Source organism: Sporosarcina aquimarina (assembly GCF_033253705.1).
GTDB classification, from domain to species: domain Bacteria; phylum Bacillota; class Bacilli; order Bacillales_A; family Planococcaceae; genus Sporosarcina; species Sporosarcina aquimarina.
The window spans coordinates 142,839-168,047 of the sequence record NZ_JAUBDH010000001.1; the positions used below are offsets into that span (position 1 = coordinate 142,839).

At 44.0% G+C, this 25,209-nt stretch carries 29 protein-coding genes; 16 read left to right on the forward strand and 13 right to left on the reverse strand.

All coding sequences use genetic code 11. From position 1 onward, the window contains the following. Positions 1–37: 37 nt before the first annotated feature. Positions 38–220, reverse strand: coding sequence for an SE1832 family protein (locus QT716_RS00725; RefSeq protein WP_317933752.1), 183 nt, complete (start codon positions 218–220; stop codon positions 38–40). A 28-nt stretch (positions 221–248) separates the two neighbouring features. Continuing rightward, the gene (locus tag QT716_RS00730; RefSeq protein WP_317933753.1) at positions 249–1,310 is read right to left on the reverse strand and encodes a hypothetical protein; all 1,062 of its coding nucleotides are present in this window, start codon (positions 1,308–1,310) and stop codon (positions 249–251) included. Positions 1,311–1,567: 257 nt separating this feature from the next. Here QT716_RS00730 and QT716_RS00735 point away from each other — a divergent pair, with 257 nt between their 5' ends. From QT716_RS00735 to QT716_RS00770, 8 genes are all read left to right on the forward strand, one after another. Then, positions 1,568–3,520 (forward strand): cation:proton antiporter, encoded by a 1,953-nt coding sequence (locus QT716_RS00735; RefSeq protein ID WP_317933754.1) that lies wholly within the window; start codon positions 1,568–1,570, stop codon positions 3,518–3,520. A gap of 103 nt (positions 3,521–3,623) precedes the next feature. Further along, positions 3,624–4,184 carry an NADPH-dependent FMN reductase gene (locus QT716_RS00740; protein ID WP_317933755.1) on the forward strand — a complete coding sequence of 187 codons (561 nt, stop codon included), beginning with the start codon at positions 3,624–3,626 and terminating at the stop codon, positions 4,182–4,184. Between the two features lie 116 nt (positions 4,185–4,300). Next, a complete protein-coding gene (locus tag QT716_RS00745; RefSeq protein ID WP_317933756.1) occupies positions 4,301–6,472 on the forward strand; it encodes a DNA topoisomerase III in 2,172 nt (723 codons plus the stop codon). 80 nt (positions 6,473–6,552) lie between these two features. Beyond that, on the forward strand, positions 6,553–7,131 hold the full coding sequence (locus QT716_RS00750; RefSeq protein WP_317933757.1) for a hypothetical protein: 579 nt from the start codon (positions 6,553–6,555) through the stop codon (positions 7,129–7,131). Between the two features lie 67 nt (positions 7,132–7,198). Continuing rightward, positions 7,199–7,672, forward strand: coding sequence for an aminoacyl-tRNA deacylase (locus QT716_RS00755; protein WP_317933758.1), 474 nt, complete (start codon positions 7,199–7,201; stop codon positions 7,670–7,672). A gap of 159 nt (positions 7,673–7,831) precedes the next feature. Further along, positions 7,832–8,464, forward strand: a complete 633-nt coding sequence (locus QT716_RS00760) for a YitT family protein (RefSeq protein ID WP_398291840.1) — start codon at positions 7,832–7,834, stop codon at positions 8,462–8,464. A gap of 83 nt (positions 8,465–8,547) precedes the next feature. Then, the gene (locus QT716_RS00765; RefSeq protein ID WP_317933760.1) at positions 8,548–9,621 is read left to right on the forward strand and encodes a hypothetical protein; all 1,074 of its coding nucleotides are present in this window, start codon (positions 8,548–8,550) and stop codon (positions 9,619–9,621) included. A 73-nt stretch (positions 9,622–9,694) separates the two neighbouring features. Next, complete coding sequence (locus QT716_RS00770) at positions 9,695–10,885, forward strand: glycine C-acetyltransferase (protein ID WP_317933761.1); 1,191 nt, start codon at positions 9,695–9,697, stop codon at positions 10,883–10,885. A gap of 82 nt (positions 10,886–10,967) precedes the next feature. Here QT716_RS00770 and QT716_RS00775 read toward each other — a convergent pair whose 3' ends face one another. Both QT716_RS00775 and QT716_RS00780 read right to left on the reverse strand, forming a co-directional pair. Beyond that, a complete protein-coding gene (locus QT716_RS00775) occupies positions 10,968–11,138 on the reverse strand; it encodes a hypothetical protein (RefSeq protein ID WP_317933762.1) in 171 nt (56 codons plus the stop codon). 14 nt (positions 11,139–11,152) lie between these two features. Further along, the gene (locus QT716_RS00780) at positions 11,153–11,818 is read right to left on the reverse strand and encodes a hypothetical protein (protein WP_317933763.1); all 666 of its coding nucleotides are present in this window, start codon (positions 11,816–11,818) and stop codon (positions 11,153–11,155) included. Positions 11,819–12,005: 187 nt separating this feature from the next. Here QT716_RS00780 and QT716_RS00785 point away from each other — a divergent pair, with 187 nt between their 5' ends. Beyond that, on the forward strand, positions 12,006–12,950 hold the full coding sequence (locus QT716_RS00785) for an L-threonine 3-dehydrogenase (protein WP_317933764.1): 945 nt from the start codon (positions 12,006–12,008) through the stop codon (positions 12,948–12,950). 433 nt (positions 12,951–13,383) lie between these two features. Here the strand turns inward: QT716_RS00785 and QT716_RS00790 are convergent, their stop codons facing one another. The 5 genes from QT716_RS00790 to QT716_RS00810 form a co-directional block, all read right to left on the reverse strand. After that, entirely contained in the window at positions 13,384–14,739 is a 1,356-nt protein-coding gene (locus tag QT716_RS00790) for a YjiH family protein (RefSeq protein WP_317933765.1), read from the reverse strand. Positions 14,740–14,909: 170 nt separating this feature from the next. Then, positions 14,910–15,578, reverse strand: a complete 669-nt coding sequence (gene bshB2, locus QT716_RS00795) for a bacillithiol biosynthesis deacetylase BshB2 (protein ID WP_317934225.1) — start codon at positions 15,576–15,578, stop codon at positions 14,910–14,912. Between the two features lie 22 nt (positions 15,579–15,600). Beyond that, a complete protein-coding gene (locus QT716_RS00800; protein ID WP_317933766.1) occupies positions 15,601–15,951 on the reverse strand; it encodes a YojF family protein in 351 nt (116 codons plus the stop codon). Positions 15,952–16,079: 128 nt separating this feature from the next. Next, positions 16,080–16,913: a bifunctional hydroxymethylpyrimidine kinase/phosphomethylpyrimidine kinase gene (gene thiD, locus QT716_RS00805; protein WP_317933767.1), complete on the reverse strand. Its 834-nt coding sequence runs from the start codon at positions 16,911–16,913 to the stop codon at positions 16,080–16,082. 77 nt (positions 16,914–16,990) lie between these two features. Beyond that, a complete protein-coding gene (locus QT716_RS00810) occupies positions 16,991–17,239 on the reverse strand; it encodes a hypothetical protein (protein WP_317933768.1) in 249 nt (82 codons plus the stop codon). 144 nt (positions 17,240–17,383) lie between these two features. Here QT716_RS00810 and QT716_RS00815 point away from each other — a divergent pair, with 144 nt between their 5' ends. The 5 genes from QT716_RS00815 (at position 17,384) to QT716_RS00835 (ending at position 19,764) form a co-directional block, all read left to right on the forward strand. Beyond that, a complete protein-coding gene (locus QT716_RS00815; RefSeq protein WP_317933769.1) occupies positions 17,384–18,166 on the forward strand; it encodes a DUF4230 domain-containing protein in 783 nt (260 codons plus the stop codon). A 5-nt stretch (positions 18,167–18,171) separates the two neighbouring features. Continuing rightward, complete coding sequence (locus QT716_RS00820; RefSeq protein WP_398291849.1) at positions 18,172–18,849, forward strand: uracil-DNA glycosylase; 678 nt, start codon at positions 18,172–18,174, stop codon at positions 18,847–18,849. Positions 18,850–18,920: 71 nt separating this feature from the next. Then, positions 18,921–19,061 (forward strand): uracil-DNA glycosylase, encoded by a 141-nt coding sequence (locus QT716_RS00825; RefSeq protein WP_398291852.1) that lies wholly within the window; start codon positions 18,921–18,923, stop codon positions 19,059–19,061. Then, positions 19,058–19,345: a YwdI family protein gene (locus QT716_RS00830; protein ID WP_317933772.1), complete on the forward strand. Its 288-nt coding sequence runs from the start codon at positions 19,058–19,060 to the stop codon at positions 19,343–19,345. The genes QT716_RS00825 and QT716_RS00830 overlap by 4 nt, the downstream gene beginning before the upstream one ends. Before the next feature lie 38 nt (positions 19,346–19,383). Further along, positions 19,384–19,764 carry a DUF423 domain-containing protein gene (locus QT716_RS00835; protein WP_317933773.1) on the forward strand — a complete coding sequence of 127 codons (381 nt, stop codon included), beginning with the start codon at positions 19,384–19,386 and terminating at the stop codon, positions 19,762–19,764. Positions 19,765–19,821: 57 nt separating this feature from the next. Here QT716_RS00835 and gerQ read toward each other — a convergent pair whose 3' ends face one another. After that, the gene (gerQ, locus tag QT716_RS00840) at positions 19,822–20,211 is read right to left on the reverse strand and encodes a spore coat protein GerQ (protein ID WP_317933774.1); all 390 of its coding nucleotides are present in this window, start codon (positions 20,209–20,211) and stop codon (positions 19,822–19,824) included. Positions 20,212–20,229: 18 nt separating this feature from the next. Further along, positions 20,230–20,649, reverse strand: coding sequence for a cell wall hydrolase (locus QT716_RS00845; RefSeq protein WP_317933775.1), 420 nt, complete (start codon positions 20,647–20,649; stop codon positions 20,230–20,232). Between the two features lie 676 nt (positions 20,650–21,325). On the opposite strand from QT716_RS00845, the gene QT716_RS00850 reads away from it, so the two are divergent. Continuing rightward, positions 21,326–22,279, forward strand: a complete 954-nt coding sequence (locus tag QT716_RS00850) for a nuclease-related domain-containing protein (protein ID WP_317933776.1) — start codon at positions 21,326–21,328, stop codon at positions 22,277–22,279. Positions 22,280–22,715: 436 nt separating this feature from the next. Here the strand turns inward: QT716_RS00850 and hemQ are convergent, their stop codons facing one another. Then, positions 22,716–23,468, reverse strand: a complete 753-nt coding sequence (gene hemQ / locus QT716_RS00855; protein WP_317933777.1) for a hydrogen peroxide-dependent heme synthase — start codon at positions 23,466–23,468, stop codon at positions 22,716–22,718. 212 nt (positions 23,469–23,680) lie between these two features. On the opposite strand from hemQ, the gene QT716_RS00860 reads away from it, so the two are divergent. Further along, positions 23,681–24,523: a lipoate--protein ligase family protein gene (locus QT716_RS00860; RefSeq protein WP_317933778.1), complete on the forward strand. Its 843-nt coding sequence runs from the start codon at positions 23,681–23,683 to the stop codon at positions 24,521–24,523. Positions 24,524–24,570: 47 nt separating this feature from the next. On the opposite strand, the gene QT716_RS00865 is transcribed toward QT716_RS00860, so the two are convergent. After that, positions 24,571–25,206 carry an RsfA family transcriptional regulator gene (locus tag QT716_RS00865; RefSeq protein WP_317933779.1) on the reverse strand — a complete coding sequence of 212 codons (636 nt, stop codon included), beginning with the start codon at positions 25,204–25,206 and terminating at the stop codon, positions 24,571–24,573. Between the last annotated feature and the right edge of the window lie 3 nt (positions 25,207–25,209).

Here is a 25,209-nt window from a genome sequence, read left to right on the forward strand (position 1 = left end):
GGATTTTTAGGTTTCATCGGAATAGAGAGACAACCCGTTAAAGTGCGGCTAACTGTTGGTTAAGCTCAGCCAAACGGTCTTCCATTTTAGCAAGCCGAGCTTCTGCTTTTTGTACCGAGTCGCCATGTCCGGTGGATTCCAGTTTTTCGATATCACCCTGTAAACTAATGTAATCCATTTTAAGTTCTGCAATTTCTGATTCAATTTGTGATTTAGTCATGTGTGTTGTCCTCCCTCGACATTTTCCCTCAGTTTACCACATCACGTAACGGTTTGCCGGGGACTGCTCGCTTTGGGTGGTCTAGTAAATAGCGTACAGTTTCAAAAACAGTATCCGCTTCACTTCCTAGTGGTAACGCAAGTTGACGATCGATATCCCGTTTACGAAGCGAATCGTGCAGGAGCGGTTCCATGATGGCATTCAATAGATTCGATTGCTTCACTTTACGTCCCAGTCCTAGATGCGTGAATCCATCGCGATCTACAGGGAATTGCAGTTCTGACTCAAATGTACTTTGCGCCAGAACAATGCAAGGGACACCCAGGGTTGCGACGTCATACGGCATATAGCCTCCTCCGCAAAGAACGATATCTGCTTCTGCTGCTAATTCTAAGAAATCATGAGGCTGCTTTTTAATAGTGGTATTGCGGCGACTAAGTGCCATCATCTGAAGCGTACTTGCATCATGCTCATACGATTTACCGAGTAAGATGGTAACGGCAAGAGGGATTTGTAAATTCATGACGTGGCGGAAAGCGCGAAACGTCAAATTGCCGGGATCTTTATCACCGAACGCAATAAGCAGACGGGGGGGATCGCCGAATGACTGCTGATCACGTTTTGTACGCAAGTCCGCGACTCGCACATCTGGTAAGAACGTACCAATGCCTGTTTTAATATGGTCTGGAACGTTTAACGAAGTTTCATCATATAATGTTTGGATTACGAAGTCGGCTGCTTGTCCGCCTTCTCCAAAATCGTCAAAGTGTAAAATTGAAGGGACGAGGCGGCGAAGTTCTTCTACCTCCTCTTTTACAGAGTTTCCAGTATCACATATGAGTAAATCCGGTTTCAGAAAAGTTACGACTTGAAAAAGGGTACGATGGTTACGGGCCTCCATGGATCGATACTTAGCAGGAATATCGGGAAGTGGACTTTCAGAGATGAAAACGACCGTGGCTTCAGTGGACAGTTCTTCAGCAATTCGTAACGCTCTCCGTAACGGAAAGCCATTTTTTTCTTCTGTAGATGAAAGACAGAGCGCAATTAGCTTATTCGTTTCGTGTGTAATGGGAATCATCCTTTCCATGCAGTCTCTTCACCTCCCACTCTATGAAGAGGCTGCTGAAGTTATGAATGATTCTATTTAAGAGATTGTTAAATTTGAGGAAATACGTTCAGGTTTGCGCTGTGTAGTACTTTTCTGGCCGCATAGGGTATGGAAGAGTGAAAGGTGCTGCGTGAAGAACAAATAGTTCATTGAAAAACTTCAAAAAAGTTGTTTCATAGAACCAGTGTGGTACACTAAAACGAAATTTGAACTCGATAGGAGTGGCGAAACCCTCAATGTTTGGATCATTAACTGCAGATCTCATGCTCGTTGTGCTGATCGGCATACTTTCCCAATGGGTCGCCTGGAGATATCGGCTTCCTGCAATCGTCGTTATGGCGATAGCCGGGTTGCTTGTAGGGCCAGTGTTTGGATTCATCAACCCGAAAGAATCGATGGGAGACCTTTTTAGCCCGATTATTTCGTTCGCGGTTGCCATCATATTATTTGAAGGAAGTCTTAACCTCGACTTCAGAGAAATTAAAGGATTCAGTAAACCGCTCACGCGCATTGTCACATTCGGCGCGTTCATTGCCTGGATTGCAGGTTCACTTGCAGCCCATTACTTAGCCGGTCTATCTTGGGCAGTTGCTTTCATTATTGGAGGACTGTTTATCGTAACTGGGCCGACAGTCATATTACCGATGCTCAGACAGGCGAAACTGAAGCCGCGGCCTGCCGCGCTTTTGAAATGGGAAGGAATTATTGTCGATCCGTTTGGTGCGTTACTTGCTGTGTTTGCATTTGAATTCATAAAATTCATCAATGGGCAAGAAACGTTAGCGGCACTCGGATTATTCGTAGCAGCATCCGTGTTTGCGGTATTTATCGGCTGGGCGTCCGCACGTATTCTTGGCTATGCGTTTGAAAAAGGAAACGTACCGGAGTTTCTTAAAGCGCCTGTCTTGTTTGCGGTCGTTTTATTTGCGTTCGTCATATCAGATGAATTGATGCATGAGACCGGGTTGCTCGCAGTAACGGCTATGGGGATTGTGATGGCGAATATGCACTTGACGTCTATTCATGATATTCGTCAATTTAAAGAAAACATTTCTGTATTGCTGATCTCAGGAATCTTTGTCATGCTGACGGCTTCGCTCAATCCACATATTCTCATCGAGATTTTTGACTGGCATATCATTATTTATGTAGTCGCGATGCTATTCATCGTCCGTCCTTTGTCTATTTGGGTATCGACAATCGGAACGGATTTGTCGAATCGGGAAAAGAATCTGCTTGGCTGGGTAGCGCCACGGGGAATTGTGGCACTCACCGTATCAGGATATTTTGCGTCAATCCTGCTTGAAAATGGCTACAAGGACGCGGAGTTACTTACTGCACTTACGTTTGCGCTCGTGCTTTCTACAGTAGTGCTGCATGGATTCACGATTGGACCATTTGCCCGCCGCTTGAAGTTAACTACTACAGATGAGTCAGGCGTACTGATTGTTGGCGGTACTAAATTTGCGGCAAAGCTCGCCGAGTCCATTCAAGAAACAGGAAATGCTGTATTGTTGATGGATACTTCTTGGGCGGGATTGTCCCATGCGCGGAAACTTGGATTATCCAGTCATGTCGGTGATATTTTAACCGAGCAAACGGAATATCATTTAGACCTGACACCTTATCGCTATATGCTTGCGATGACGAAAGCAGATACGTACAATGCTCACATTTGTGCAGATTTCCTTTACGATGTAGGACGCGAGAATTTATTTCAAACGTCATTCCATGTAGGTGAAGGTGTCGAGTCGTTCAACGTTACTGGCGGCAACACATTATTTACCCCTGCTCTATCGATTTATGACTTAGAAGAACGGATGAACGCAGGTCACGTTTTCCGTAAAACGGTGCTTTCTAAGCAGTATAGTTACACTCAGTATTTAAGGGAGCGTGACGATCGCTCCGTACTCCTGTATATACTAAGGGCGGACGGAAGTGTTGAATTTTATACACCTATTACAGAGCTTCAGGCTGCACCTGGGGATACGATAGTTGCGCTGTCACACCCGGTTAAACAAATTGAACGTGCAAAAGAGAGAATTGCTGAAGGAAAAGGGGAAGATGAAGTATTGCATCATCAAGTCGAAAAACGATTCGTAGAAGAGTCTGGGAAAACGAAATCTTCCTTACCTGGTGCTGCGCCTCCCCCAATTCAAGGAAACCTGCCGCGGAAACAGTCAGACTGACTTCAAGGATCTCTTTAGGAAATTCATCAAGCTAATTGCAAGTCAATTCTCCTTCAATCTGATAGGATTAATAGAGACATTATTATTAGGAGGTACGGTCATTTTGAAAGTTTTGTTTGTGGACGGGACCATTATCGGCAACAAAACGGGTGTCGTGCTCGAAACTGTGCAGCACTATATAAAAGAAACAGGTTGCGGTTTTGAAATGGAGAGATTGAATTTCTCTGATTACGATCACCAGTTTGTCGATGGACGCCCCGCTGAAGAGTATAATGAAGACATGAAACAACTGATTCGGAAATTCGAAGAGGCCGATGGTTATATTATCGCGACTCCCGTATTTCAGGCATCCATTCCAGGGGTACTAAAAAATGCGTTTGATATGCTGCACCCCCGTACGATGCGCTACAAGCCAGTTTCTATCGTAGCAAATGGCGGCACGCATCAACATCATCTCGTTGTAGAAAATCAGATGAAACCGATACTCGATTACTTCCGTTGTCTCGTTACGCCAAATTATGTGTATACGCATCGGGATCACTTCGATGAAAATAGTAAAATCATTGACGAAGACGTTCACGATCGCTTGAAAGAATTGGCGCGCGTGTTCGTGAAGTATACAGAAATGGGTAAAGAACTCACCCACGGTATCATAGACGCATAAATAAGTAAAAACGTCCGTCCGCACGGAAATTCCGCGGGATGGACGTTTTTCGTATGTCAGGACTGAAGAAACTGCGTCAATTGCGTATAATGGAATGAATGAAAGGGGACTGAACGATGTCTAAATCACTAGTACTTGCAGAAAAACCATCCGTAGCACGCGATATTGCGCGTGTGCTCGGTTGTCATAAAAAAGGGAATGGATTTCTTGAAGGAGATCGGTATATTGTCACATGGGCACTGGGTCATCTCGTAACACATGCCGACCCTGAAGGATACGGCAGTGAATTTAAAGAGTGGAAAATGGAGCACCTACCGATTATTCCGGAACCGTTTAAGCTAACGCCTATTAAACAAACAACGAAACAATATAACTCTGTAAAAGCACAGTTGCGCCGTAATGATGTGAAAGATGTCATTATCGCAACAGACGCAGGAAGAGAAGGGGAGCTTGTGGCTCGCTGGATTTTAGAGCTGGCGAAAAATCGTAAGCCTGTTAAACGATTGTGGATTTCATCTGTCACAGACAAAGCTATCAAAGACGGATTTGCGAATTTGAAAGACGGAAAAGCATACGAACATCTTTACCAGGCTGCGGCTGCGCGTGCTGAAGCAGACTGGGTCGTGGGCATTAACGCAACACGTGCCTTAACCGTAAAACATAACGCACAATTATCTACAGGCCGTGTGCAAACACCAACTCTTGCAATGATTGCTGAACGAGAGCAGGCAATTCAAAAGTTCCAGCCAAAACCTTTTTGGGGGATGCAGGCGTTAACGGAAGCGGGACGATTCACTTGGCGTGATGGCAGCGGACAAACGCAGTCGTTCGATGAAGCGTTTATCGACAGTAAAATGAGTGCTTTGGAAGGCGTTTCTGAAGGGAAGATATCAGATTTGAAATCCACTCCTAAATCACAGCCGGCTCCACCGCTGTTCGATTTAACGGAATTGCAGAAAGAGGCCCACCGACGCTGGTCTTGGTCAGCGAAAGAAACTCTATCGACTCTGCAAAACCTCTATGAGCGGCATAAAGCGGTTACGTATCCGCGAACAGACTCGAAGCACTTAACTGCTGATATGACGAGTACGTTAAAAGACCGAGTGAAAGCTGTTGAAATCGGTCCATATCGTAAAGCGGTCAATGCGTTGTTGCGAAAAGGTGCTGTTAAACCGCAAAAAGGTGTCATTAACGATAGTAAAGTTTCGGATCACCATGCGATCATTCCAACAGAAGAAAGCCCATCACTACATGCGCTTTCGGACAAAGAACAACGCTTATATGACATTATTGTAAAACGATTTCTGGCTGTGTTTTATCCGCCATTCCAATACAATCAGCTCAGTGCGGAGTTGCAAGCAGGCAGTGAAACATTTGCACTCAAAGGACGTACGATTACAGACGAAGGATGGAAAGCAGTATATTCGTCAGATGAAGAAGAGACGGATACAGACGCATTGCCAGCATTGAAAAAGGGGGAAACTCTTAAAATCCGTGCGTTTTCAAGAACGGAAGGAAAGACGAAGCCCCCTGCACGATTCAATGAGGGAACGCTGCTTGCCGCAATGGAAAACCCAACACAATTCATGGCAGGTGAATCTAAGGAACTTATTAAAACATTGGGTGAAACAGGCGGTCTTGGAACTGTTGCAACGCGGGCAGACGTGATTGAACGGCTGTTTGGGATGTTTGTCATTGAAAAAAAGGGGAACGATATTTACACTACTTCTAAAGGGCGCCAGCTTTTAGAACTCGTCCCTGAGGATTTGAAATCACCTGCGTTAACCGCAGAATGGGAGAGCGATTTAACGAAAATTGCTGCAGGAAAACTGAAAAAAGAACAATTCATCAGCAAGATGATCGATTTCTCGAAAAAGACTATTGTGGACATTAAAGCAGATGACACCAAGTTCAAGCATGATAATGTAACGGGTAAAATGTGCCCGGACTGCGGGAAGCCTATGCTTGAAGTGAATGGGAAACGCGGAAAGATGCTCGTCTGTCAGGACCGTGAATGCGGTCATCGCCAAACTGTATCGAAACTGACAAATGCACGCTGCCCGAATTGTAAGAAGAAGTTAGAGCTTCGAGGACATGGAGAAGGTAAGATTTTTGTTTGTAAATGCGGATACCGGGAAAAGTTATCTTCATTTGAAAAGCGCAGAGCCCAAACAACGGGTAAAAAGGCTGACAAGCGGGATGTCCAGAAGTACCTTAAGAAGCAGGAGAAAGAGGAACCTGAGAACACCGCAATGGCAGATGCGCTAAAGAAACTATTTGATAAGTAATAATTGAACACTATCGCCTCATGAAGGCACTGCCGATATGCTGTATAATTAAGTAACTAATTTAAGGCGGAGGTGAGTTTATGGTTACCATTTCAATGAACCCTGCAGTGACGGAAACGAATCGCTATGCTTCGTTGAAAAAACGTTCGGCAGAAGCGGCATATACGAAAAATGCGGAATACGCAGGCGGTAATGAGCAAAAGCGCAACGAGGCAGAGCAGCAGCTGACTGCATCTTCTGAACTGATGAGAGCCCGCAAAGCGGATGACTTTCAAAAACTAGGTGCGGGACAGCTGAAACAAATCACCTTACCTCTTGGCAAAACACTAGAAGAAACAATTTCCAGCTGGCAGGAAATTAGACGCGATGCATTGACCGGGTTTGACCCTGCTGAGATGGACCTTCAACTTGCAGCAGCAGCCTCCGCTAAAATCATGGAAACGGAAGGGCAATTGGCACTAGAAGAGCGCATGCGCTCTTTGGAATCACAAGAAGAAAGTGCCGGGGAGTCGAACAGCCCAAATGTCGTTAACGATTTATTTCTGACAGAAACGATGCAAAAGCGTTATAATCACGCCGCCACGGCCTATGCAATACAAGTAAATGCAAAACAGCAAGGATATGAAGTAGCAAGTCCTGCATACTCACTTATTGCATAATGGGAACAATCTGTCCGCCGCTCTTAGCGGCGGTTTTTTGACTTCAAGCTCAAGGGGGGAACTCATTATGGCTAAGAAGAATAAACATATAAAAACGAATGCAATTCGGATTCTAGAATCCGCTGGTATTCCACATGAATTGTTTGAACGGGATTTGTCTGAAGATGTGAATGCGGCGGCGGACGGAGGAGCTGATTCAGATGTTTACAAAACATTGGTGACAACAGCCGGGCCATCTCGTAATTATGTCTTTGTCATTCCGGTTATACGCGAACTTGACTTAAAAAAAGCAGCCCGTGCCGCAGGTGAAAAGAAGTTAGAAATGTTACCTTTGAAACAACTGACAGAAGTAACGGGCTATGTACGCGGAGGGTGTTCAGCAATCGGGCTCAAAAAACCGCTTCCTACATTTCTAGATCATTCTGCGGAGTCAAAAGATGCAATTTACGCAAGTGCAGGTAAACCGGGATTTCAAATGAAACTTCATCCAGTCGACTATGCAAAAGTAACAAGTGCACCATTTGTGGATTTGTGTAAGTAACGTTTGCAGATGTCACTGTTATCGATTCTCTAGCATGAACGTGTCTAAAATTTTTGAAAGCTAGAAACCTTTGCCCGCAATTTGTCGAACCATGCTACAATTACGTAAACGAATTCGTCGCTGATAAGGGATCAGCGGCATGCAGAAAGAAGAATGTGGATGCTTACGTTAAAAAAGTGGCGATGGATCTTTTTCGTAGTGGGTCAAATGATCTTATCCTTAGGTATCGCAATGACGATAAAAGGCCAGCGACTCGGGATTGGCCCATGGGATGTGTTACATGTAGGATTATATGAAAACATCGGGCTTACAATCGGTTCGTGGAGTGTTATTACAGGGTTAATCATTGTGCTGATAACAGCAGCATTTCAAAAGAAATTACCGAAATATGGAACATGGTTGAATATGCTTCTGCTCGGGTCATTCATCGATCTATTCAACTGGTTATTACCTGACGTTTCAACGATGACTGCTCAAATCTTTATGTTTGTCTTTGGTGTCGTGATTATGGCGTACGGTATTGGACTTTACGTTTCACCTAATATGGGGGCGGGTCCCCGAGATAGTTTAATGCTTTTAATCGTGCACAAATTCAATGTGAGTGTAAAAGTAGTCAGAACTTCTATTGAAGTGATTGTTGCGCTGCTTGGCTGGGCGCTTGGTGGGCCGGTTGGGATCGGAACTGTTCTAATTGCTTTGCTCATTGGGCAATTCGTCCACTATGCAATGCCGCAATGTCAGCGTCTTTTACTTCGCGCTGCAGGCGAGCAAAGTACAGAAGCATTATTATGATGAAAAGCAGAGTCTTCGTGACTGTGCTTTTTTTCGTGTTCATTTCATAAGCTATCCTGAAGAGTTAAGAAAGGGTGGTTATAATGAACGGAACACTTACCGAATCAATGGGGACGGCTTATACGGGAGCGGGTCTATCCCATAAATATGAATATCTCATTCAAAATGCAGAGAAAACAATATTCATAAAGTCACCCCCGACGTTTGCGCTATCACATGTACTGAATGAGCTGGCGGCAATGTATGTGAAACGGGGATATGATGTCGATCGATTTAGGAGTCCGCTGCATATCGAAAAAACGGATGGTATATATGTAAAAGGACCAGAACTATTTTATTTGACAGCATCGCATCCAATCTCACTCGAGCCGACACAACTTGGAGAGCGCCATCGCGTTGTAAGTTTCTATGATGTCTATGACGAGAATAAGCTGCGCATGAATAACAGTCAAATTGCGGAGTATATGGAATCTGCTGCAACCTACCTGGAAAAAGCACTCGAATCCCTTACTGAAGCAAAAGCCATTCATGATGAATGGGAAGCTGTCAATATTCGCAGAATGGATTGGCAAGCGCATGAGGCAAAAATCCAAGCATTGGCCAGTGATTTATTCGGATCACTGGATTTACGTAAAAAAGCGCTTGTCACACATCGTATAATTGGATCGCTATCTTCAAAAGGTGCACATGACTTCATACCATCCATTACGAAATCCTTGAAACGAAGAATACTGATTAAAGCGTTGCCAGGTACCGGTAAGTCCACCATGATGAAAGCGCTTGGAGACGAAGCGGAAAAAAGAGGAATCGATGTGCTTTATGGGTGGTGCGGGTTAGATGCAGGAAGTATCGATCTTGTTCAATTTCCTGAGCTATCCGTCTGTTTGTTTGATGCGACAGAGCCCCATGCCTACGACGTGGATCGAGAAGGAGACGAAATTCTTAGTCTTGTAGATATGTGTGCACCGGATGAAGCAGCAGAAATCGAAATCGACGATATCCGAGTACGTTACAAAGAAATGATAGGAAAAGCTGCGGCATATATGCACTCTTACGCTCGCCAAACTAGCCTGATAGATGCTGGGATGGATAGTGCCCTTGACCAAGAATTATTCAATAGCAAAGTAAGCGTACTGACAGAACTTCTTGCGCCGTAGCACCCTTGTCGTTACGGGTTAGGGCATAAATATGCTACACTAGTAGCATCATGTGTCTGAAAGGAAGATCATTTTGTCTAAAATATTAAATGCGTTTCTAGACGAGAATTTGCAAGAACTTCGTGATCAGGGGCTTTATAACGAAATTGAGCCAGTGGAAGGTCCGAATGGTCCAATCATTAAAATCAAAGGAAAAGATCTTATCAACTTGTCTTCCAATAACTATCTTGGATTGGCGACAGATGAGGACTTGAAAAAACTAAACATTGCAGCTGTGAATAAATATGGTGTTGGTGCAGGTGCCGTACGAACCATCAACGGTACACTGGACATCCACATAGAATTGGAAAAGAAATTGGCCGAGTTCAAAGGAACAGAAGCTGCGATTTCATTCCAATCTGGATTTAACTGTAATATGGCAGCAATTTCAGCTGTCATGAACAAAAATGACGCGATTTTGTCGGATGAATTAAACCACGCGTCCATCATCGACGGCTGCCGTCTATCAGGTGCTAAAATTATTCGTGTGAAGCACCAAGATATGGACGATTTGCGTGCGAAAGCAAAAGAAGCGACTGAATCAGGTCAATACGGAAAAGTCATGTACATTACAGACGGAGTCTTCTCGATGGATGGTGATATCGCAAACCTTCCGGGTGCTGTTGAAGTCGCGAAAGAATTCGACCTCATCACGTATGTAGACGACGCACACGGTTCAGGCGTAACGGGTAAAGGGAAAGGTACTGTAAAGCATTTTGGTCTTGAAAAAGAGATTGATATGCAAATGGGGACACTGTCGAAAGCAGTCGGCGTTGTCGGCGGTTATGTAGCGGGTACGCAAAAACTGGTTGACTGGTTGAAAGTCCGTTCACGGCCGTTCTTGTTCTCGACAGCAGTACCGCCAGGCGACGTTGCAGCGATTATGGGCGCACTTGACAAAATCAGTGCATCGACTGAACTGCATGACAAGTTATGGGAGAACGGCGACTATTTGAAAGCGGGTTTGAAAAAACTCGGCTTCAATATCGGAAACTCTGAAACCCCTATCACGCCTTGTATTATTGGAGAAGAAAAACTGACCCAACAATTCTCCAAACGTCTTGCTGAAGAAGGCGTCTACGCGAAATCGATCGTGTTCCCGACAGTACCAAAAGGGACAGGCCGCGTTCGTAACATGCCAACAGCTGCACACACGAAAGAAATGCTCGATGATGCACTTAAGATTTATGAAAAAGTAGGTAAAGAACTTGGTGTTATTCAATAAGTGAACTGATCCTCACCTGATGTAACTTTACAAGATAACTAAAAAGCAGTCTGGAAAAGGAATAATCCTTTCCAGACTGCTTTTATTTTGTTTTTAAACCAACAGGTTTTGAAACCTCTTCATGATATACGGTAATCAGTTCACCATCGGCGAGTTCAAGGTCATATTGAGTACGGTCATCCGCACGAACTAATACAATAAGCCCTTTTCGACCGTCATGCAGCTCAACATAAGTTTCTTCTTCGTAAATCATGGCCATCCCTCCTCTCAGATAATGGGAGATACTTGATCTTGACGTTTGAATAGAGAAACCAATACGTAATACTGAACACCGCGCGCGTGGGAGGTCGCTAATTCAACTTCTCTTCTGTACGCAGTTTGATTACCCGACTGCTTGGCAATACTTGCTTGCAGTGCATGTCTCATCCATGGCTTTTTAATAGCGGGCTGGATAGCTTCAGCGCGCTGCAAGTTGCCTTCTAACAAAAGGGCGCTCGCAGTGTAATAATTTACATAATCGGATGTCGGTAAATGGATCGCAATCCGATGGAGAGCTTCTGCATCCTTCTGCCAGATAGCAAGATTTGCACCATAAATCGCTTGGATTTTAGGCTGTTTTTGTGTCTGTAGAATATTTTCAATTGTGTCGATCACCATTTCATCCGATTCATGCCCGATTGCATAAGCGTAGGCGAACAAGGAATTGAATCGATTCTTTGTTAAAAAAGCATCGAGACGTTTCATATCTTTTGTTCCATACAGGATATAAAGCGGCCACCCAAGTGTTACTGTCAGATATACAATCATGACAATCAAGAATACTGCCCAAAATGGAATATTCGCAAATAATAGGACGATAGTGAGGACGATTCCTCCACCAAATAGTAAAAGCCAGCGAGCAACTCCGCGGATAAGAAATGGATTATCTTTCAAGCGATACACCCTCCAATTATTTATATTATAACACAAAATTCGAATAAAGAGAGCAGATGTTATTCCGATGATTGTATTTATCAGCAGAACAGTTTATAATCAATTTGAGCTAATAAAACTAGAAATTTTATTTTATTGATATAAATTGTCCGCCCCAAAAACACAAACAATCATAGGAGGTATACATATGAAAAAAATCATGGTAACTGGTGCACTTGGTCAAATTGGTTCTGAATTGATTTCGAAATTACGAGCAGAGTATGGAACGGAAAACGTGTTAGCAACTGACATTCGTGAGCCTTTAACGGAAATGGATGGACCGTTTGCAATTCTGGACGTAACGGACGGAGCAAAAATGACGGAGCTTGCAAAAGAATTCGGTGCAGACACGCTTATGCACATGGCTGCATTGCTCTCTGCTAGAGCAGAAGAGAATCCAATGCTCGCTTGGAACTTAAACATGGGAGGACTTGTGAACGCGTTGGAAACAGCACGTGAACTAAATCTTCAGTTCTTCACACCTAGTTCTATCGGCTCATTCGGACCATCAACACCGAAAGACAACACACCGCAAGATACATTGCAGCGTCCAACTACAATGTATGGTGTAAACAAAGTGTCTGGTGAATTGTTATGTGATTATTTTTATCAAAAGTTCGGCGTAGATACACGCGGTGTTCGTTTCCCTGGTCTTATTTCATATGTTGCCCAACCTGGCGGCGGTACAACGGATTACGCGGTGGATATTTTCTACAAAGCAGTGGAAGAAGGCAAGTATACTTCGTTCATCGCAGAAGGAACTTACATGGATATGATGTATATGCCAGATGCGCTGCAAGCGATTGTAGACTTAATGGAGACAGACGCTTCAAACTTGAAACACCGTAATGCTTTTAATGTAACAGCGATGAGCTTCGAACCATCCGAGTTAGCAGCGGCTATCCAAAAACACATGCCAAACTTCGAAATCAGCTATGACGTCGATCCTGTTCGCCAATCAATCGCAGACAGTTGGCCAAATTCGCTTGATACATCTGTAGCAGAATCTGAGTGGGGCTTCAAATCCACGTACGATCTTGATGCAATGGTTGCAGATATGCTAGAAAAAATTCATGAAAAAGTGAATGCTTAATATTGATAGAACCCCTTTGCGCCTTCAGGTGTGAAGGGGTTTTGTATGAAGTGAAAGACGACGGGTAGGGCAGGACAGATATCGGCATGCGCTAACAAAGCTAGAGGAATGCTCATAAGCATGGGAAAGCGCTCATAAAGCTGGAGGAATGCTCATAAACCCGGGAAAGCGCTCATAAAGCTGGAGGAATGCTCATAAACCCGGGAAAGCGCTCATAAAGCTGGAGGAATGCTCATAAGCACGGGAAAAAGTGCTGATAAAGCTTAGAGGAATGCTCATAAACTCACAAATGTGCTCATAACCTCTCGCACCTGCTCCATTGCGAAAGTAAAACTGTTTCCACATTTCTGAATCCAATGGTTGGTCAGCTCTTCCTAATGCAAAAACACCCCCATGCAGCCAAACAGGCGCATGGGGGTGTTTCCAATTTAACTCAAAATAATAAGTGAGCAACGCCTGCAACGATTGGCAGTGCGATCACTGTGCGAAGTAAGAAAATCACAATTAAATCCCAGATGTTGATGGGAATCTTAGTTCCAAGAATCAATCCGCCGACCTCTGACAAGTAAATGAGCTGAATGACTGAAATGGTCGCCACTGTGAATAATGTAATGGGATCAGAAATCATTCCGTCTGCAAGAAGTGCAGGAAGAAACATGTCTGTAATCCCGACAACCATCAGCGAGCCAGCTTCAGCTGCTTCAGGAATGTGAAGAAGGTTTAAGTAGGGAACGAATGGCTTCCCAAGAATCGTGAATAGACTGGTATACTCTGCAAGCATCGTCGCAATCGTCCCAAATGCCATAACAATTGGTGCTACGCCAATCCACATATCCAGAACATTACGGAAGCCATCACCTGCAATTTTACCTGCTGAGCGGTTCTTACCAGCAGTTTCAAGTGCATTCTCAATACCATGCGTGATGACGTTATATCCTTCCGGCAGACTTTCTTCTGTTCCTGTCTGTGGAGTACCATCGATGAATTCATCCGGCTTCTTCGAAAGCGGATAAATTCTAGGCATAATCAAGCCAAGAACAATTCCGATGAATGCTACTGTCAAATAAAAGGGAACGAAGTAGTTTTCAAGACCGACAGTTGTGATGATAACAATAGAGAAGGTGATTGAAACGATGGAGAAAGTCGTTGCTATAACGGCTGCTTCACGTTTCGTATAATGACCGTCTTCATATTGCTTACTCGTCAGCAAGACACCGATCGTTCCGTCTCCAACCCAAGATGTTAATGCATCAATGGATGATCGACCAGGAAGCTTGAACAACGGACGCATAACTTTTACCATCATCGTTCCGAAGAACTCCAGTAAACCAAAATTTAAAAGAAGCGGCAAGAACAAACCTGCAAATAGGAAAATCGTATAAAGGAAGGAAACAAGTCCATCAGGTGAAAGCAAAAGCCCGCCTGTATTTTCACTCCATACAGCTTCCGGTCCAAGTTTAAACGTTACCATAACAGCGAAAATTGCACCGACAACGCGTGTCAGCGTCCAAAATGGTGTTACCTTGAATAATGTTTGCATAAAAGTAGGTTTTGATGTGCGATCTGCCGAAACAAATAAGTATAATACCGACCCAACTGCTGAAATAATGATTAGCACCATCGCAGCGAATGGCATTGCGGGTTCTATAAATCCAGATAGTTTATCTGCAAGAAACGCAATTGGAACTTTCCAGCCATCCCCGATCTTCAGTGGAATCATGAATAATATGACACCAATAATAGATGGAACTAAAAACAATAACCAGTTGGATAATGACGCTTTTTTCATAGAGTAGGCTCCTTCTTAATTAGTTGTGCATACTATGTATATTTATTCATATTAATGAATGAATATCTGAAAGTAAACAAGAAATTTTCTCCAAAGCCTTATATGTATACCCGGACTCACTAGCCAAAAACTAGGAGTCCAGGAACCACCGCATTTGTAAGCGGTTACCTTCACTTAAAGGAATATGTGTAGAAATGTTCTGTCTTTAGCCATTTTAACGCATCAGCGTCTTCCGCGTCCAGACGTTTTTGCATATCTTCGATCATCCAGACAGTCTGAGATGCATGAGCATTCATAGCTCCAAGTTTTTTCTCTGTCACACCGGACACGTCATGGTGCACATCAGGGTGTCCAATTAGCTCAACTGTTTTGTTGTCAAAAGCAATTGTATACAGTTTTGGACGATCCGATTCTGGCATTCTTCCGAGAGCTTCCACTACTGCGCGACCTGTTGCATCGTGATCTGGGTGTACTGATAATCCCGGGTAGAATGAAATGACGAGGGAAGGATGCAATTCGTCTATCAAGTCTGAAACCATTTTAACCATTTTTTCATCGTCTTCAAACTCAACGGTCTTGTCCCGGAGTCCCATCATTCGCAAGTCTGTCAAGCCCATTGCGTCGGCAGAAGCTTGGAGTTCTTTCTTTCGGATTGCAGGCAAAGTCTCGCGGTTCGCAAATGGGGGATTGCCTAAGTTTCTTCCCATTTCACCTAGCGTCAAACAAGCGTATGTGACAGGGACACCCATTTCGATATATGTTGAAATTGTTCCCGAAACACCAAATGCTTCATCATCCGGATGCGGGAAAATGACTAATACATGTCGTTCTTTTTCCATCATGGTTGGTCCTCCTTCTATATTAATACGTAAACGGAGTTTCACTAATTTCAAGTGCGACGGCCAATTTACCATCTGGTCCAAGGCCAGCCATTAGGAGACGTCCGTGTTCGTCTAATTCATAATGTGTAATTCCTTGTGCGTAAATCCATCCTGAAGGCAGTTTTAAGCCGATTCGGTGAGGGGAGTCACCTGCTACTTTTCCAAGTTCATAGTTTACGACAATATTTCGGATGAACGCCCCGGCATTAAAGAACCCTTCTTGAAAATGCGCAGCATAGGAGCCATTTGTGGTCTCTAAATGAATATAAACATCCTTGCCCGCAAAGGAATCGATCAAGCGTTGGAGCTGATCTTGTTGTACAATTTCCACATTACTTCCTCCTCCGGCTAATTTTTTACTCTGCTTTCAATTATATCGGGAAACGGGAGCAATTGCGATTATGCCGTTTCATCCACAAAAAAAGCATCGCGGAATGGATTCCCGCGATGCTTTGGTGATTATACTTCAGTTGTTGTAATTTCAGGTCCGCCAAACCGACTTTTTGCACCGTGCATCACTGGACCTACATATTCGTTCAGCTTCCATCCATTTGCGATGGCAGCTGCAACAAAAGCTTTTGCTTCAATTACGGCTTCTTTAATATCTTTACCATTCGCTAAATTCGCTGTAATCGCTGCAGCAAATGTACATCCTGCGCCATGGTTATAATGTGTATCGGTTTTCTCGGATTCTAATAGAAGATGAGTCTTGCCGTCATAGAACAAGTCTGCTGCTTTATCGTGCTGCAACTGCTTTCCGCCTTTAATGACGACATTACGCGCGCCAAGTGAGTGGATCTTCTCGGCTACAGCTTTCATTTGCTCGACTGTTCCAGGTGTTTTCATACCTGCCAGTTGTCCTGCTTCAAACAAGTTCGGAGTCACGACTTCAGCACGTGGGAGCAAATACTCGATCATGGCATCGACAGTTCCGGGATTCAATACTTCATCTTCCCCTTTACAAACCATTACAGGATCGATGACAACATGTGGGGATCCCCATGCTTTAATCGCTTCTCCAGCTGCTTGAATAACTTCTTCAGTACTCAGCATTCCTGTTTTTACAGCGTCAATGCCTGTTGAGAGAGCAGTCTTAATCTGTGAGTTGACTACATCGATTGGAAGTGAATATACATTATGGCTCCAATTGTTGTCGGGATCCATCGTGACCACAACAGTCAGAGCTGTCATGCCGTAGGTGCCAAGTTCTTGGAAGGTTTTTAAATCAGCTTGTATGCCAGCACCGCCGGAAGTGTCGGATCCTGCGATCGTCAATGTCTTTTTTAATGTCATAATAATAGAAGACTCCTTTACGAATAGGGTATACTTTCAGTGTACTCAAATAGAAAAGCAAATACAAATTGAGTGTATTACGCTCGTGAAATCTTTAGAAGGATGAACCCAAGTCCGCTTCCGCCGAGTAAACAACAGACACTGCCAATATAATGTTCAGACTGTAGAAGACCTATAGTCAGCGCGATTAAAAACAAAATAGCGATACCAAAAATGCCATAAAAGAATAGCATTCCGGCACTTTTAGTGGACTCAGAATACGATTCTCCATCCTTTGCCGCTGCAGTAATACGTTTCACCTTTTCGCGTATAGGAACGTTGGACAAGGCAATCCCTCCCTTAGCGCAATCATACCATGATAGAATCAATACCTGAACGTGAAATTTTCTATATATAATGATGCAGATTGTTTTTATTCAAATGAAAAGATAGATCGATAACTCGAAACGTTTTTAAAAAGGGGGACTTACATGAAGGGCAAAAAAGGTACGAACGATGAGCGGAAATTAGAAGAAATCGAAAAGCTGCTAAAAGAATTAAAATCATCGGACGCAGAGAGTGCGGTAACTGTAGAAGAAGCCTATGGCCGACCGAAGAAAAGACGCAGAAGCTTATGGAGCATTCTGATGTTGTTTTTCTCCTTATGGCGAAAATCATTTCTTATTATAGCGCTTATCGCGATTTTACTTGTAGCGTCTTTACCGTTCATCGCATTCTACTTTGTGAAACAAGGAAGTACGTTCACAGAACAGAAAACCAGTTTCGTAGAACAGATAAAGGATTTGAATGAATTAGCTACAGCGGAAGCTCATACGAAAGTCATCATTGAAAGAAAAGATAATAAACTGTTTGGTCAGAGTATCGGGCTGGATATACCAGGTACAAATCGTCAATTATTAGTAGTAGTGCCAGGTATCATCAAAGCAGGCGTAGATTTTTCAACAGTAAGTGAGAAAGATATAGTTATTAGTGAGACAAACAAAACAGCAAAACTGACGTTGCCCAAACCAGAATTTCTAGGCGGCGCTGAAATTCTCTTTGATCAGGTTGAGGTGTATTCGTATGAGGGGGTATTCCGTCAAAAAGCGGATATTAAAGAGGGGTATGATCTCGCTGAAGAAGCGAAGAAGTTGATTCGAGAAGAAAGTGCTGGACAAGGGGTCTTGGAAACTGCGGAGCGTAATGCAGAACAAACACTGAAAGAAATGTTTTCCTTTGCAGGGTATGACGTGATGATCCAATTTAAGGAGTGAGTCAATTGAAACCACATTTCGGAAATCAATGGGATGAAGAACTGAAAGAAGCATTCGATGCGTCTTCTTATCAGCAATTGCGTCAATTCTTGAAAACGGAATATGCGCATCAAGTCGTTTATCCAGCAATGGATGACATTTGGAATGCATTTAGGCACACGCCTTACGAGAATGTGAAAGTCGTTATTCTGGGTCAAGATCCTTATCACGGTTCAGGACAAGCTCACGGACTTAGCTTTTCTGTTCAGCACGGGGTTCGTACACCTCCAAGTCTTCGTAATATTTTTAAGGAACTTGAAAGCGACGTGGGTTGTTCGGTACCTGAATCAGGATCATTAACAGGTTGGGCCGACCAAGGTGTGCTGCTCTTAAATACCGTGCTGACTGTTAGGGAATCAGAAGCCCATTCCCATCGAAAACAAGGGTGGGAAACATTTACCGATACAGTTATTCGAAAGTTGTCCGAGCGGGATGAACCCATTGTATTTATATTGTGGGGGCGTCCTGCACAGGAGAAAAAACGGCTCATCGATTTGACAAAACATGTTACGATTGAGTCAGTGCATCCGAGTCCATTGAGTGCCAATCGGGGATTTTTCGGATCCCAGCCGTTTTCGAAAACAAACAAATGGCTGAGTTCTTGGGGTGAACGTCAGATTGACTGGTGTAAAACGGAGCGTTAGTAAACATATCCGCAGAAAGGAAAGGAGCTGCTGCCATGACTGTGAATTGCTTTCAATGCCAAAATTTTTATGTGACCTGGGAACCAAGCCACCCGCGTGGCTGTAAAGCGTATGGATTCAAAACACGTGAGCTGCCTTCTGCAGTGGTTTTGCGTTCTTCAGGATTGGAATGTATGAAGTTTGAACCGAAGAAAGGAAGCGGTGGCGCATGATTTCGACTACGCGCGTTCTTGACGAAATGCAACGGCAGCTAACACACGCTAAATCATCCTCAAATGAGGCGGCAGTGCGTGAGTCGATTGCAGCAATACAATCGTTGTGCGGACTGATTTTAGCGAGTAATGGGGAGCAGACACAAACTATTCAAGCATCCCCTTCATTTACTGAGATGAAACCTCGGGAAGGGTCTGTCCCTTTGCAAACGGGTCCTCAATCTCTTGAAGGACAGCCGCTCGAAGAAGAGGACGCAAACGGCGGTTCGTTATTCGATTTTTAAAGTAAATTTGTAAATTATGTAGAGAGAAGGAAAACACAATGCCATTTTTCATTATTGCCGGTGCGGTAAACGGTGCAATAGCTGTAGCGCTTGGAGCTTTTGGTGCTCACGCATTAGCTGATAGATTATCTGCACACTACTTAGACGTTTGGGAGAAGGCTGTCACCTATCAAATGTTCCATGCGATTGCATTGCTGGCTATCGGAATTTTGATGAGTCCTGCATTATTTGGTTCATCGACTGCCTTATCATGGGCAGGGTATTTACTGCTCGCTGGAATCATTATTTTCTCTGGAAGTTTATATGTATTGAGCTTATCTGGAATTGGGATTTTAGGTGCCATCACGCCGATTGGCGGCGTTGCATTTATCGCCGGATGGATCATGCTAATTGTAGCAGCTGCGAAATTTAGTAACTGAAGAACATAAAACACCTGCACCACCTCTGAAAAAAGAGGCGGGACAGGTGTTTTTTGGTTACGGTCGCTGTGGGAAATAATTGAGTTCTTCGTTGAACTCTGCATAGTCGAAGTAAATCATTGGGAAGAGGAACCGTTTGCCAGTACTTTGTTCACTTAGGATTACGTGATCCCGGCCCGCGGCTTCAACCATGCCAGTGACAGCTTTTACGTTCGTTCCAGCCTCCATCGCATTTTCGAACGAAAAATGGAACGTCCCAACTTTCCCTCGGTTTAGCCGTAAGATATTCTCGATGTATGATTCCTCACGAAATGAACCTGCTGGCGGGCGTCCGCTGGGAATAGTGACTTGGGGTGGTACGTTTTGTTGTTGCTGCTGGTGTTGCTGTGGTGGAAAGGCGTATTGCGGTTGCTGCTGGTAGTTCGGTGACCATTGATATTGAACCATGCTGTCATCCTTTCAAAGTTAAATGTTCGGGCAGTCTTGTTCGGTTGGCGAGAAGAAACAATGTGATTTGTAACGCCCCGTATTGTATTGTCCATACCATTGTTCCGGACAATCCCCCTCAGGCATGAAAAACCAAAGCGATCGTTCAGCTGGCCTGAAGCGTTCTCCATTCACCGCACGTCTAGCCAATTTACGATCCTGCTCCCGTGCCCGTTGATAAAAATAGCCTTTCGTTGTTGCTTCAAAGCCGCCGGGCCGTTGAAATACCATATCGTCCAAGTTTCGAATTTCTGTAAAATCGAGACAGTCAGATCGCACTCGATTCACGCCGACATTGCCGACCATCAACATACCGAGCTGGCCCTCGCCCTCTGCTTCCGCACGCATCAAGCGCGCCAGCAAATCGATATGCTTATTAGTCGTCTTAATGACCGCCATACGACAACCCCCTCACACGTATCCTATGAACGAAGTCAGCAAAACATACCAAACAAGACTCTGCTTTTTGGTATGTTTGGATAAAGTCGGTGCGGGAGCATAATCATAAGGAAAATGCATATGAAGTTTTGAATGTATTCATAAGTTGTTGGAAGTGCTCATAAAGGGTAGGGAGCGCTCATAAAGTTTGGAAAGTGATCATAAAAAGTGTGAAGCGCTCATAAAGTTAGAAAAGTGATCATAAAAAGTGGAAAGCGCCCATAAAGTTTGGAAAGTGATCATAAAAGGTGTGAAGCGCTCATAAAGTTAGAAAAGTGATCATAAAAAATGGGAAGCGCTCATAAAGTTTGGAAAGTGATCATAAAAAGTGGGAAGCGCTCATAAAGCTTGAAAAGTCATCATAAAAATTGAAAAACGCTCAGAAAAAATGTCCATTTCCAGATTATCGACCATTTTTCAAACGACTCTACAAAATAGAAGCGTAGCGCCACAAATCAAGTCTTTACAATGTTTTCACAGTCTTTAATTGATGTAAAGATGCCATTTAAGCACTTATTGTAAGTTCCAAATTTCAAGTTTGGACCTCAAAAACAACCCAAAATGCTATCTTTGCAAAATCTATTCCATTCTGGCCGAGAACAAGCTACACTCTATGAAAATGAAAGGAAGGTTGCCAATGCTTTATAAACAACGGACAAAACCAAAACAATTAGAAGGACTACAATCACTAGCGAGAAGATTGACTCCCGCACACGAAAAGTACCGGTTCATCCAGGAAGAATTATACAAGATTCTTGCTGGTCATGGCGGCGAGCTTGAATACGACCGATGTATGAAAGAGGTTCATACTGACTTTCCACATGCAATATTGCATGACCTCAGTCTTAGCCAAAATGGTGTGCAATTCCAAATCGATTCGTTATTCATTGCTCCTGACCGAATCATCATTACAGAAGTTAAAAATATTGCAGATAAAATCATAATCAAAGCAAATCCAACACAATTTCTTAAAGAGTCGCAAACTGGGTCGCGAAACGTATTTCGAAATCCAATTGCAGAAGTAGAGCGTAAGATACACTTCCTAAATAGTTGGCTGCGCGCAAAAGACATTCACTTACCCGTTACTGGCCTCATCACGTTCGCACATAATAATGAAATCCTCATCGAAGAGCCACCAACCATACCGATTCTGACGAATTATGAAGCGCCCGCTTTTTTCCGAGAATTGCCTATTGAATCCACGATATTAGCTAAATCTGACATTCAAAAATTAGCGCATGTCTTGCTAACAGATCACCAAGATTACAATCCGTTTCCACTTGCTGCGAGATATGGCATTCATCCTAACGAATTAAAAAATGGTGTTCTCTGTGACAATTGTCCAAATGAACAAGCGATTGTGCGTGAAAAAGATCTGTGGAACTGCCCCATATGTGGCAATAAAAGCCGGGAACCTTATGAGCAAGCTATCAAGGAGTATTTCATGCTGATTGGGAAGCAGTTGACTAATCGCGAGTTTTGCAGATTTACAGGGCTTACATGCCGCCATACAGCAAAACGGCTGTTGTCCAGTCCGTTACTGCGTAAGGAGGGAACGCGTAAATCGACAAAGTATACGCTCACCACGTAAAACCAATACTGATTGGCCGCGCTTCGCCTTGCGAAGCGTTTTCTGTTTGGACTTTCTTTATCGCAGGGGATTGGTGCTCATAAAAATGGAAAAGCGCTCATAAACTCCGCGGAACGCTCATAAAAATGGAAAAACGCTCATAAACTCCGCGGAACGCTCATAAAAATGGAGAAATGCTCATAAACTCGGCGGAACTCTCATAAAAATGGAAAAACGCTCATAAACTCGGCGGAACGCTCATAAAAATGGAAAAGCGCTCATAACCTCTGCGGAACGCTCATAAAAATAGAAAAGCGCTCATAAACTCCGCGGAACGCTCATAAAAATGGAAAAATGCTCATAAACTCGGCCCATAACCCGCGGCAAACTCCTCACAAAACACAAAAAAGCCATCCTAGGATTCACACCCGGGGATGGCCCAAATTCAACTATATCTTCACACTGTAAAGAAATCAGCGCGTGTATCATCTTGCAAAATCGTGCCTACGAAGAACTCGCCAAACTCACTGTAGCGTGCGCTCACTTCGTCAAAACGCATTTCGTAGATTAGCTTCTTAAACTGAAGTACGTCATCTGCGAACAAAGTAACGCCCCACTCGTGGTCGTCGAATCCGACAGAACCAGAAATGATTTGCTTCACTTTTCCAGCGTAGCTTCGGCCGATTAAGCCGTGGCTGCGCATCATTTCTTTACGGACATCCATGTCGAGCATGTACCAGTTGACATCGCCTTCGCGCTTCTTGTCCATTGGATAGAAGCACACGTACTGACTGCGTGGAAGTTCAGGGTACAAACGTCCGCGAACGTATGGGTTTTGATACGGATCTTCATCCGAATCTCCACCAGCTAAGTAGTTGGAAAGTTCCACTACTGAAACGTATGAATACGCAGGCAAAGTAAAGTCTGCGATTGTGAGCTTGTTGAACTCTGCTTCAAGCTGCTGCAATTCGTCCATTGTAGGACGCAGCGTCATGAGCATGAAATCGGCTTTTTGACCGACAACTGTATAAAATGCATGGCTGCCTGTTTTGTTTTCGTCCGCTTGGTTCAGCTTATCTAGAAACGCGACGAACTCGTCAACCGCATGTTGGCGCTCTTCTTTAGAAATAAGTTTCCAAGAGGTCCAGTCCATTGTGCGGAAGTCATGTAATACATACCAGCCATCCAGCGTTTGTGCTGCTTCAATCATGAGAAATCGAACTCCTTTAAATTGAGATTCGTACGGGTGAACGGAGAAAAATCTCCGAGGCAGCCGTTCTTTTCCAAGTGTATCATATTGCGTAACTGGAATTCAGCCGGGACAATGGATGTCACTATTTTGACACGCAAACTCAAGTGGAAGCGAGAGTCGTTCTGGTGTAGACTGAGGACATTACTTAATCTGCATACAGGAGCTAACTTATGAAAGACATCGATCAGTATTTAACGATTCCAACTTGGCGGTTTTTAGATGAATCGCTTTCGGCTAGAACACGGTCAGCATTAGAGTCATTTGCAGCAGATGATACACTTTGCCAGCTCGTAGGTCAGCAGGTAAGCGTGCCGACCGTTCGCACATGGGTACACGACAATACGATTGTGCTGGGAATTCAAGACCATCGCCTGCCCCACTTAGAACAGGCCTTGCCTGCAATCCATTCAGCAGGATACCGAACAATAGTCCGAAATTCCGGAGGACTAGCTGTTGTTCTGGATGAAGGTGTGCTCAATATTTCCATTGTGCTATCTGAACAAAGCGGCTCAATCGATATTTCAGTCGGTTACGATGTGATGTTAGCCTTCGTTCGTATGCTTTTCCCTGAAGTGGCGGATAAAATCGAAGCATACGAAATCGTAGGATCCTATTGTCCAGGCAGTTATGATTTGAGTATTGACGGTAAAAAGTTTGCTGGGATTTCTCAACGACGTTTGCGGCAAGGGGTAGCCGTCCAAGTCTACTTATGCGTTGAAGGAAGCGGCAGCGCGCGGGCTGCCCTTGTGAAAGAATTATACGGAACAGGGCTTGGCGGTGAAGAGACAAAATTCAAGTATCCAGTTATCCGACCTGAAACGATGGCTTCTTTATCCGAATTGCTCGGTGAACCGCTTACCACAGGTGACGTGAATCTCAGAGTCCAGCAACTTTTGAATGGTCTTGCAGAGAACGTCCAAGCTGGAGGATTCCGGGAAGACGAGATGGAATTGTATACGTATTATTTAAATCGGGTAGTTGAACGAAACGCAAAAATGATTGCGCGAGGCTAAAAAAGTTTCCTTTCATCCTGCCAATCAATTAAAAGAAGAACCGCCTATTAGTGAGTCATAGGCGGTTCTTTCATGATTAAGTTCCCGTTTTGCTCCATTTTGAATGCAGGAGCGGTATGTTCGTTCTCTTCGTTCAATGTAACGAGGCGACGTGCGCGATTCATGATTTCAACAAACTGTTCATAATCATCACGGATCATTTTGTTGTCTTTCTTCAAGAGCTCAACGGTCTTTTCAAGTTCAGCCACCCGCTCTTGCGCGGCTTTAGCAGTTTGCTGCCAACGTAACGCATCATTATTCGTACCGCCTGAGTGATGCATACGAATCAGGAACGCAATGACCGTGTCCATTGATAACGCAGACAGCGGAACCGATGCTGCACGCTGCTCCTCTTCACTTGCAGGTACTGAGTAAAGCGGCGTTGCACGTCTTTTGAAATCTGTGCCAAGTACGCGTAAAGCCTGCTTTCGTTCTTTCTTTGCTTGTGCTAACTCTTTCTCGTAATCTTGTCGGACCACTGCGTTCCAGCGAAACCCGCATGCAGCCGCTGTTCGATTCAACGCATCGCCCACTTCTTCAAATGCACTTAACTGAGTACTTCCTTCTCGTACATGTCGGAGCACCGTATCTGCCAATAACTTGTCGTTTTCTTCTAACCATGCATCTTGTCTAATTTTAACCATCTC

Coding starts and splice junctions, on each gene's coding strand:
- QT716_RS00725 (WP_317933752.1), bottom strand. CDS start 220: ATGACTAAATCACAAATTGAATCAGAAATTGCAGAACTTAAAATGGAT.
- QT716_RS00730 (WP_317933753.1), bottom strand. CDS start 1,310: ATGGAAAGGATGATTCCCATTACACACGAAACGAATAAGCTAATTGCG.
- QT716_RS00735 (WP_317933754.1), top strand. CDS start 1,568: ATGTTTGGATCATTAACTGCAGATCTCATGCTCGTTGTGCTGATCGGC.
- QT716_RS00745 (WP_317933756.1), top strand. CDS start 4,301: ATGTCTAAATCACTAGTACTTGCAGAAAAACCATCCGTAGCACGCGAT.
- QT716_RS00750 (WP_317933757.1), top strand. CDS start 6,553: ATGGTTACCATTTCAATGAACCCTGCAGTGACGGAAACGAATCGCTAT.
- QT716_RS00755 (WP_317933758.1), top strand. CDS start 7,199: ATGGCTAAGAAGAATAAACATATAAAAACGAATGCAATTCGGATTCTA.
- QT716_RS00760 (WP_398291840.1), top strand. CDS start 7,832: ATGCTTACGTTAAAAAAGTGGCGATGGATCTTTTTCGTAGTGGGTCAA.
- QT716_RS00765 (WP_317933760.1), top strand. CDS start 8,548: ATGAACGGAACACTTACCGAATCAATGGGGACGGCTTATACGGGAGCG.
- QT716_RS00775 (WP_317933762.1), bottom strand. CDS start 11,138: ATGATTTACGAAGAAGAAACTTATGTTGAGCTGCATGACGGTCGAAAA.
- QT716_RS00785 (WP_317933764.1), top strand. CDS start 12,006: ATGAAAAAAATCATGGTAACTGGTGCACTTGGTCAAATTGGTTCTGAA.
- QT716_RS00790 (WP_317933765.1), bottom strand. CDS start 14,739: ATGAAAAAAGCGTCATTATCCAACTGGTTATTGTTTTTAGTTCCATCT.
- bshB2 (WP_317934225.1), bottom strand. CDS start 15,578: ATGGAAAAAGAACGACATGTATTAGTCATTTTCCCGCATCCGGATGAT.
- thiD (WP_317933767.1), bottom strand. CDS start 16,913: ATGACATTAAAAAAGACATTGACGATCGCAGGATCCGACACTTCCGGC.
- QT716_RS00815 (WP_317933769.1), top strand. CDS start 17,384: ATGAAGGGCAAAAAAGGTACGAACGATGAGCGGAAATTAGAAGAAATC.
- QT716_RS00830 (WP_317933772.1), top strand. CDS start 19,058: ATGATTTCGACTACGCGCGTTCTTGACGAAATGCAACGGCAGCTAACA.
- QT716_RS00835 (WP_317933773.1), top strand. CDS start 19,384: ATGCCATTTTTCATTATTGCCGGTGCGGTAAACGGTGCAATAGCTGTA.
- gerQ (WP_317933774.1), bottom strand. CDS start 20,211: ATGGTTCAATATCAATGGTCACCGAACTACCAGCAGCAACCGCAATAC.
- QT716_RS00845 (WP_317933775.1), bottom strand. CDS start 20,649: ATGGCGGTCATTAAGACGACTAATAAGCATATCGATTTGCTGGCGCGC.
- QT716_RS00850 (WP_317933776.1), top strand. CDS start 21,326: ATGCTTTATAAACAACGGACAAAACCAAAACAATTAGAAGGACTACAA.
- hemQ (WP_317933777.1), bottom strand. CDS start 23,468: ATGATTGAAGCAGCACAAACGCTGGATGGCTGGTATGTATTACATGAC.
- QT716_RS00860 (WP_317933778.1), top strand. CDS start 23,681: ATGAAAGACATCGATCAGTATTTAACGATTCCAACTTGGCGGTTTTTA.
- QT716_RS00865 (WP_317933779.1), bottom strand. CDS start 25,206: ATGGTTAAAATTAGACAAGATGCATGGTTAGAAGAAAACGACAAGTTA.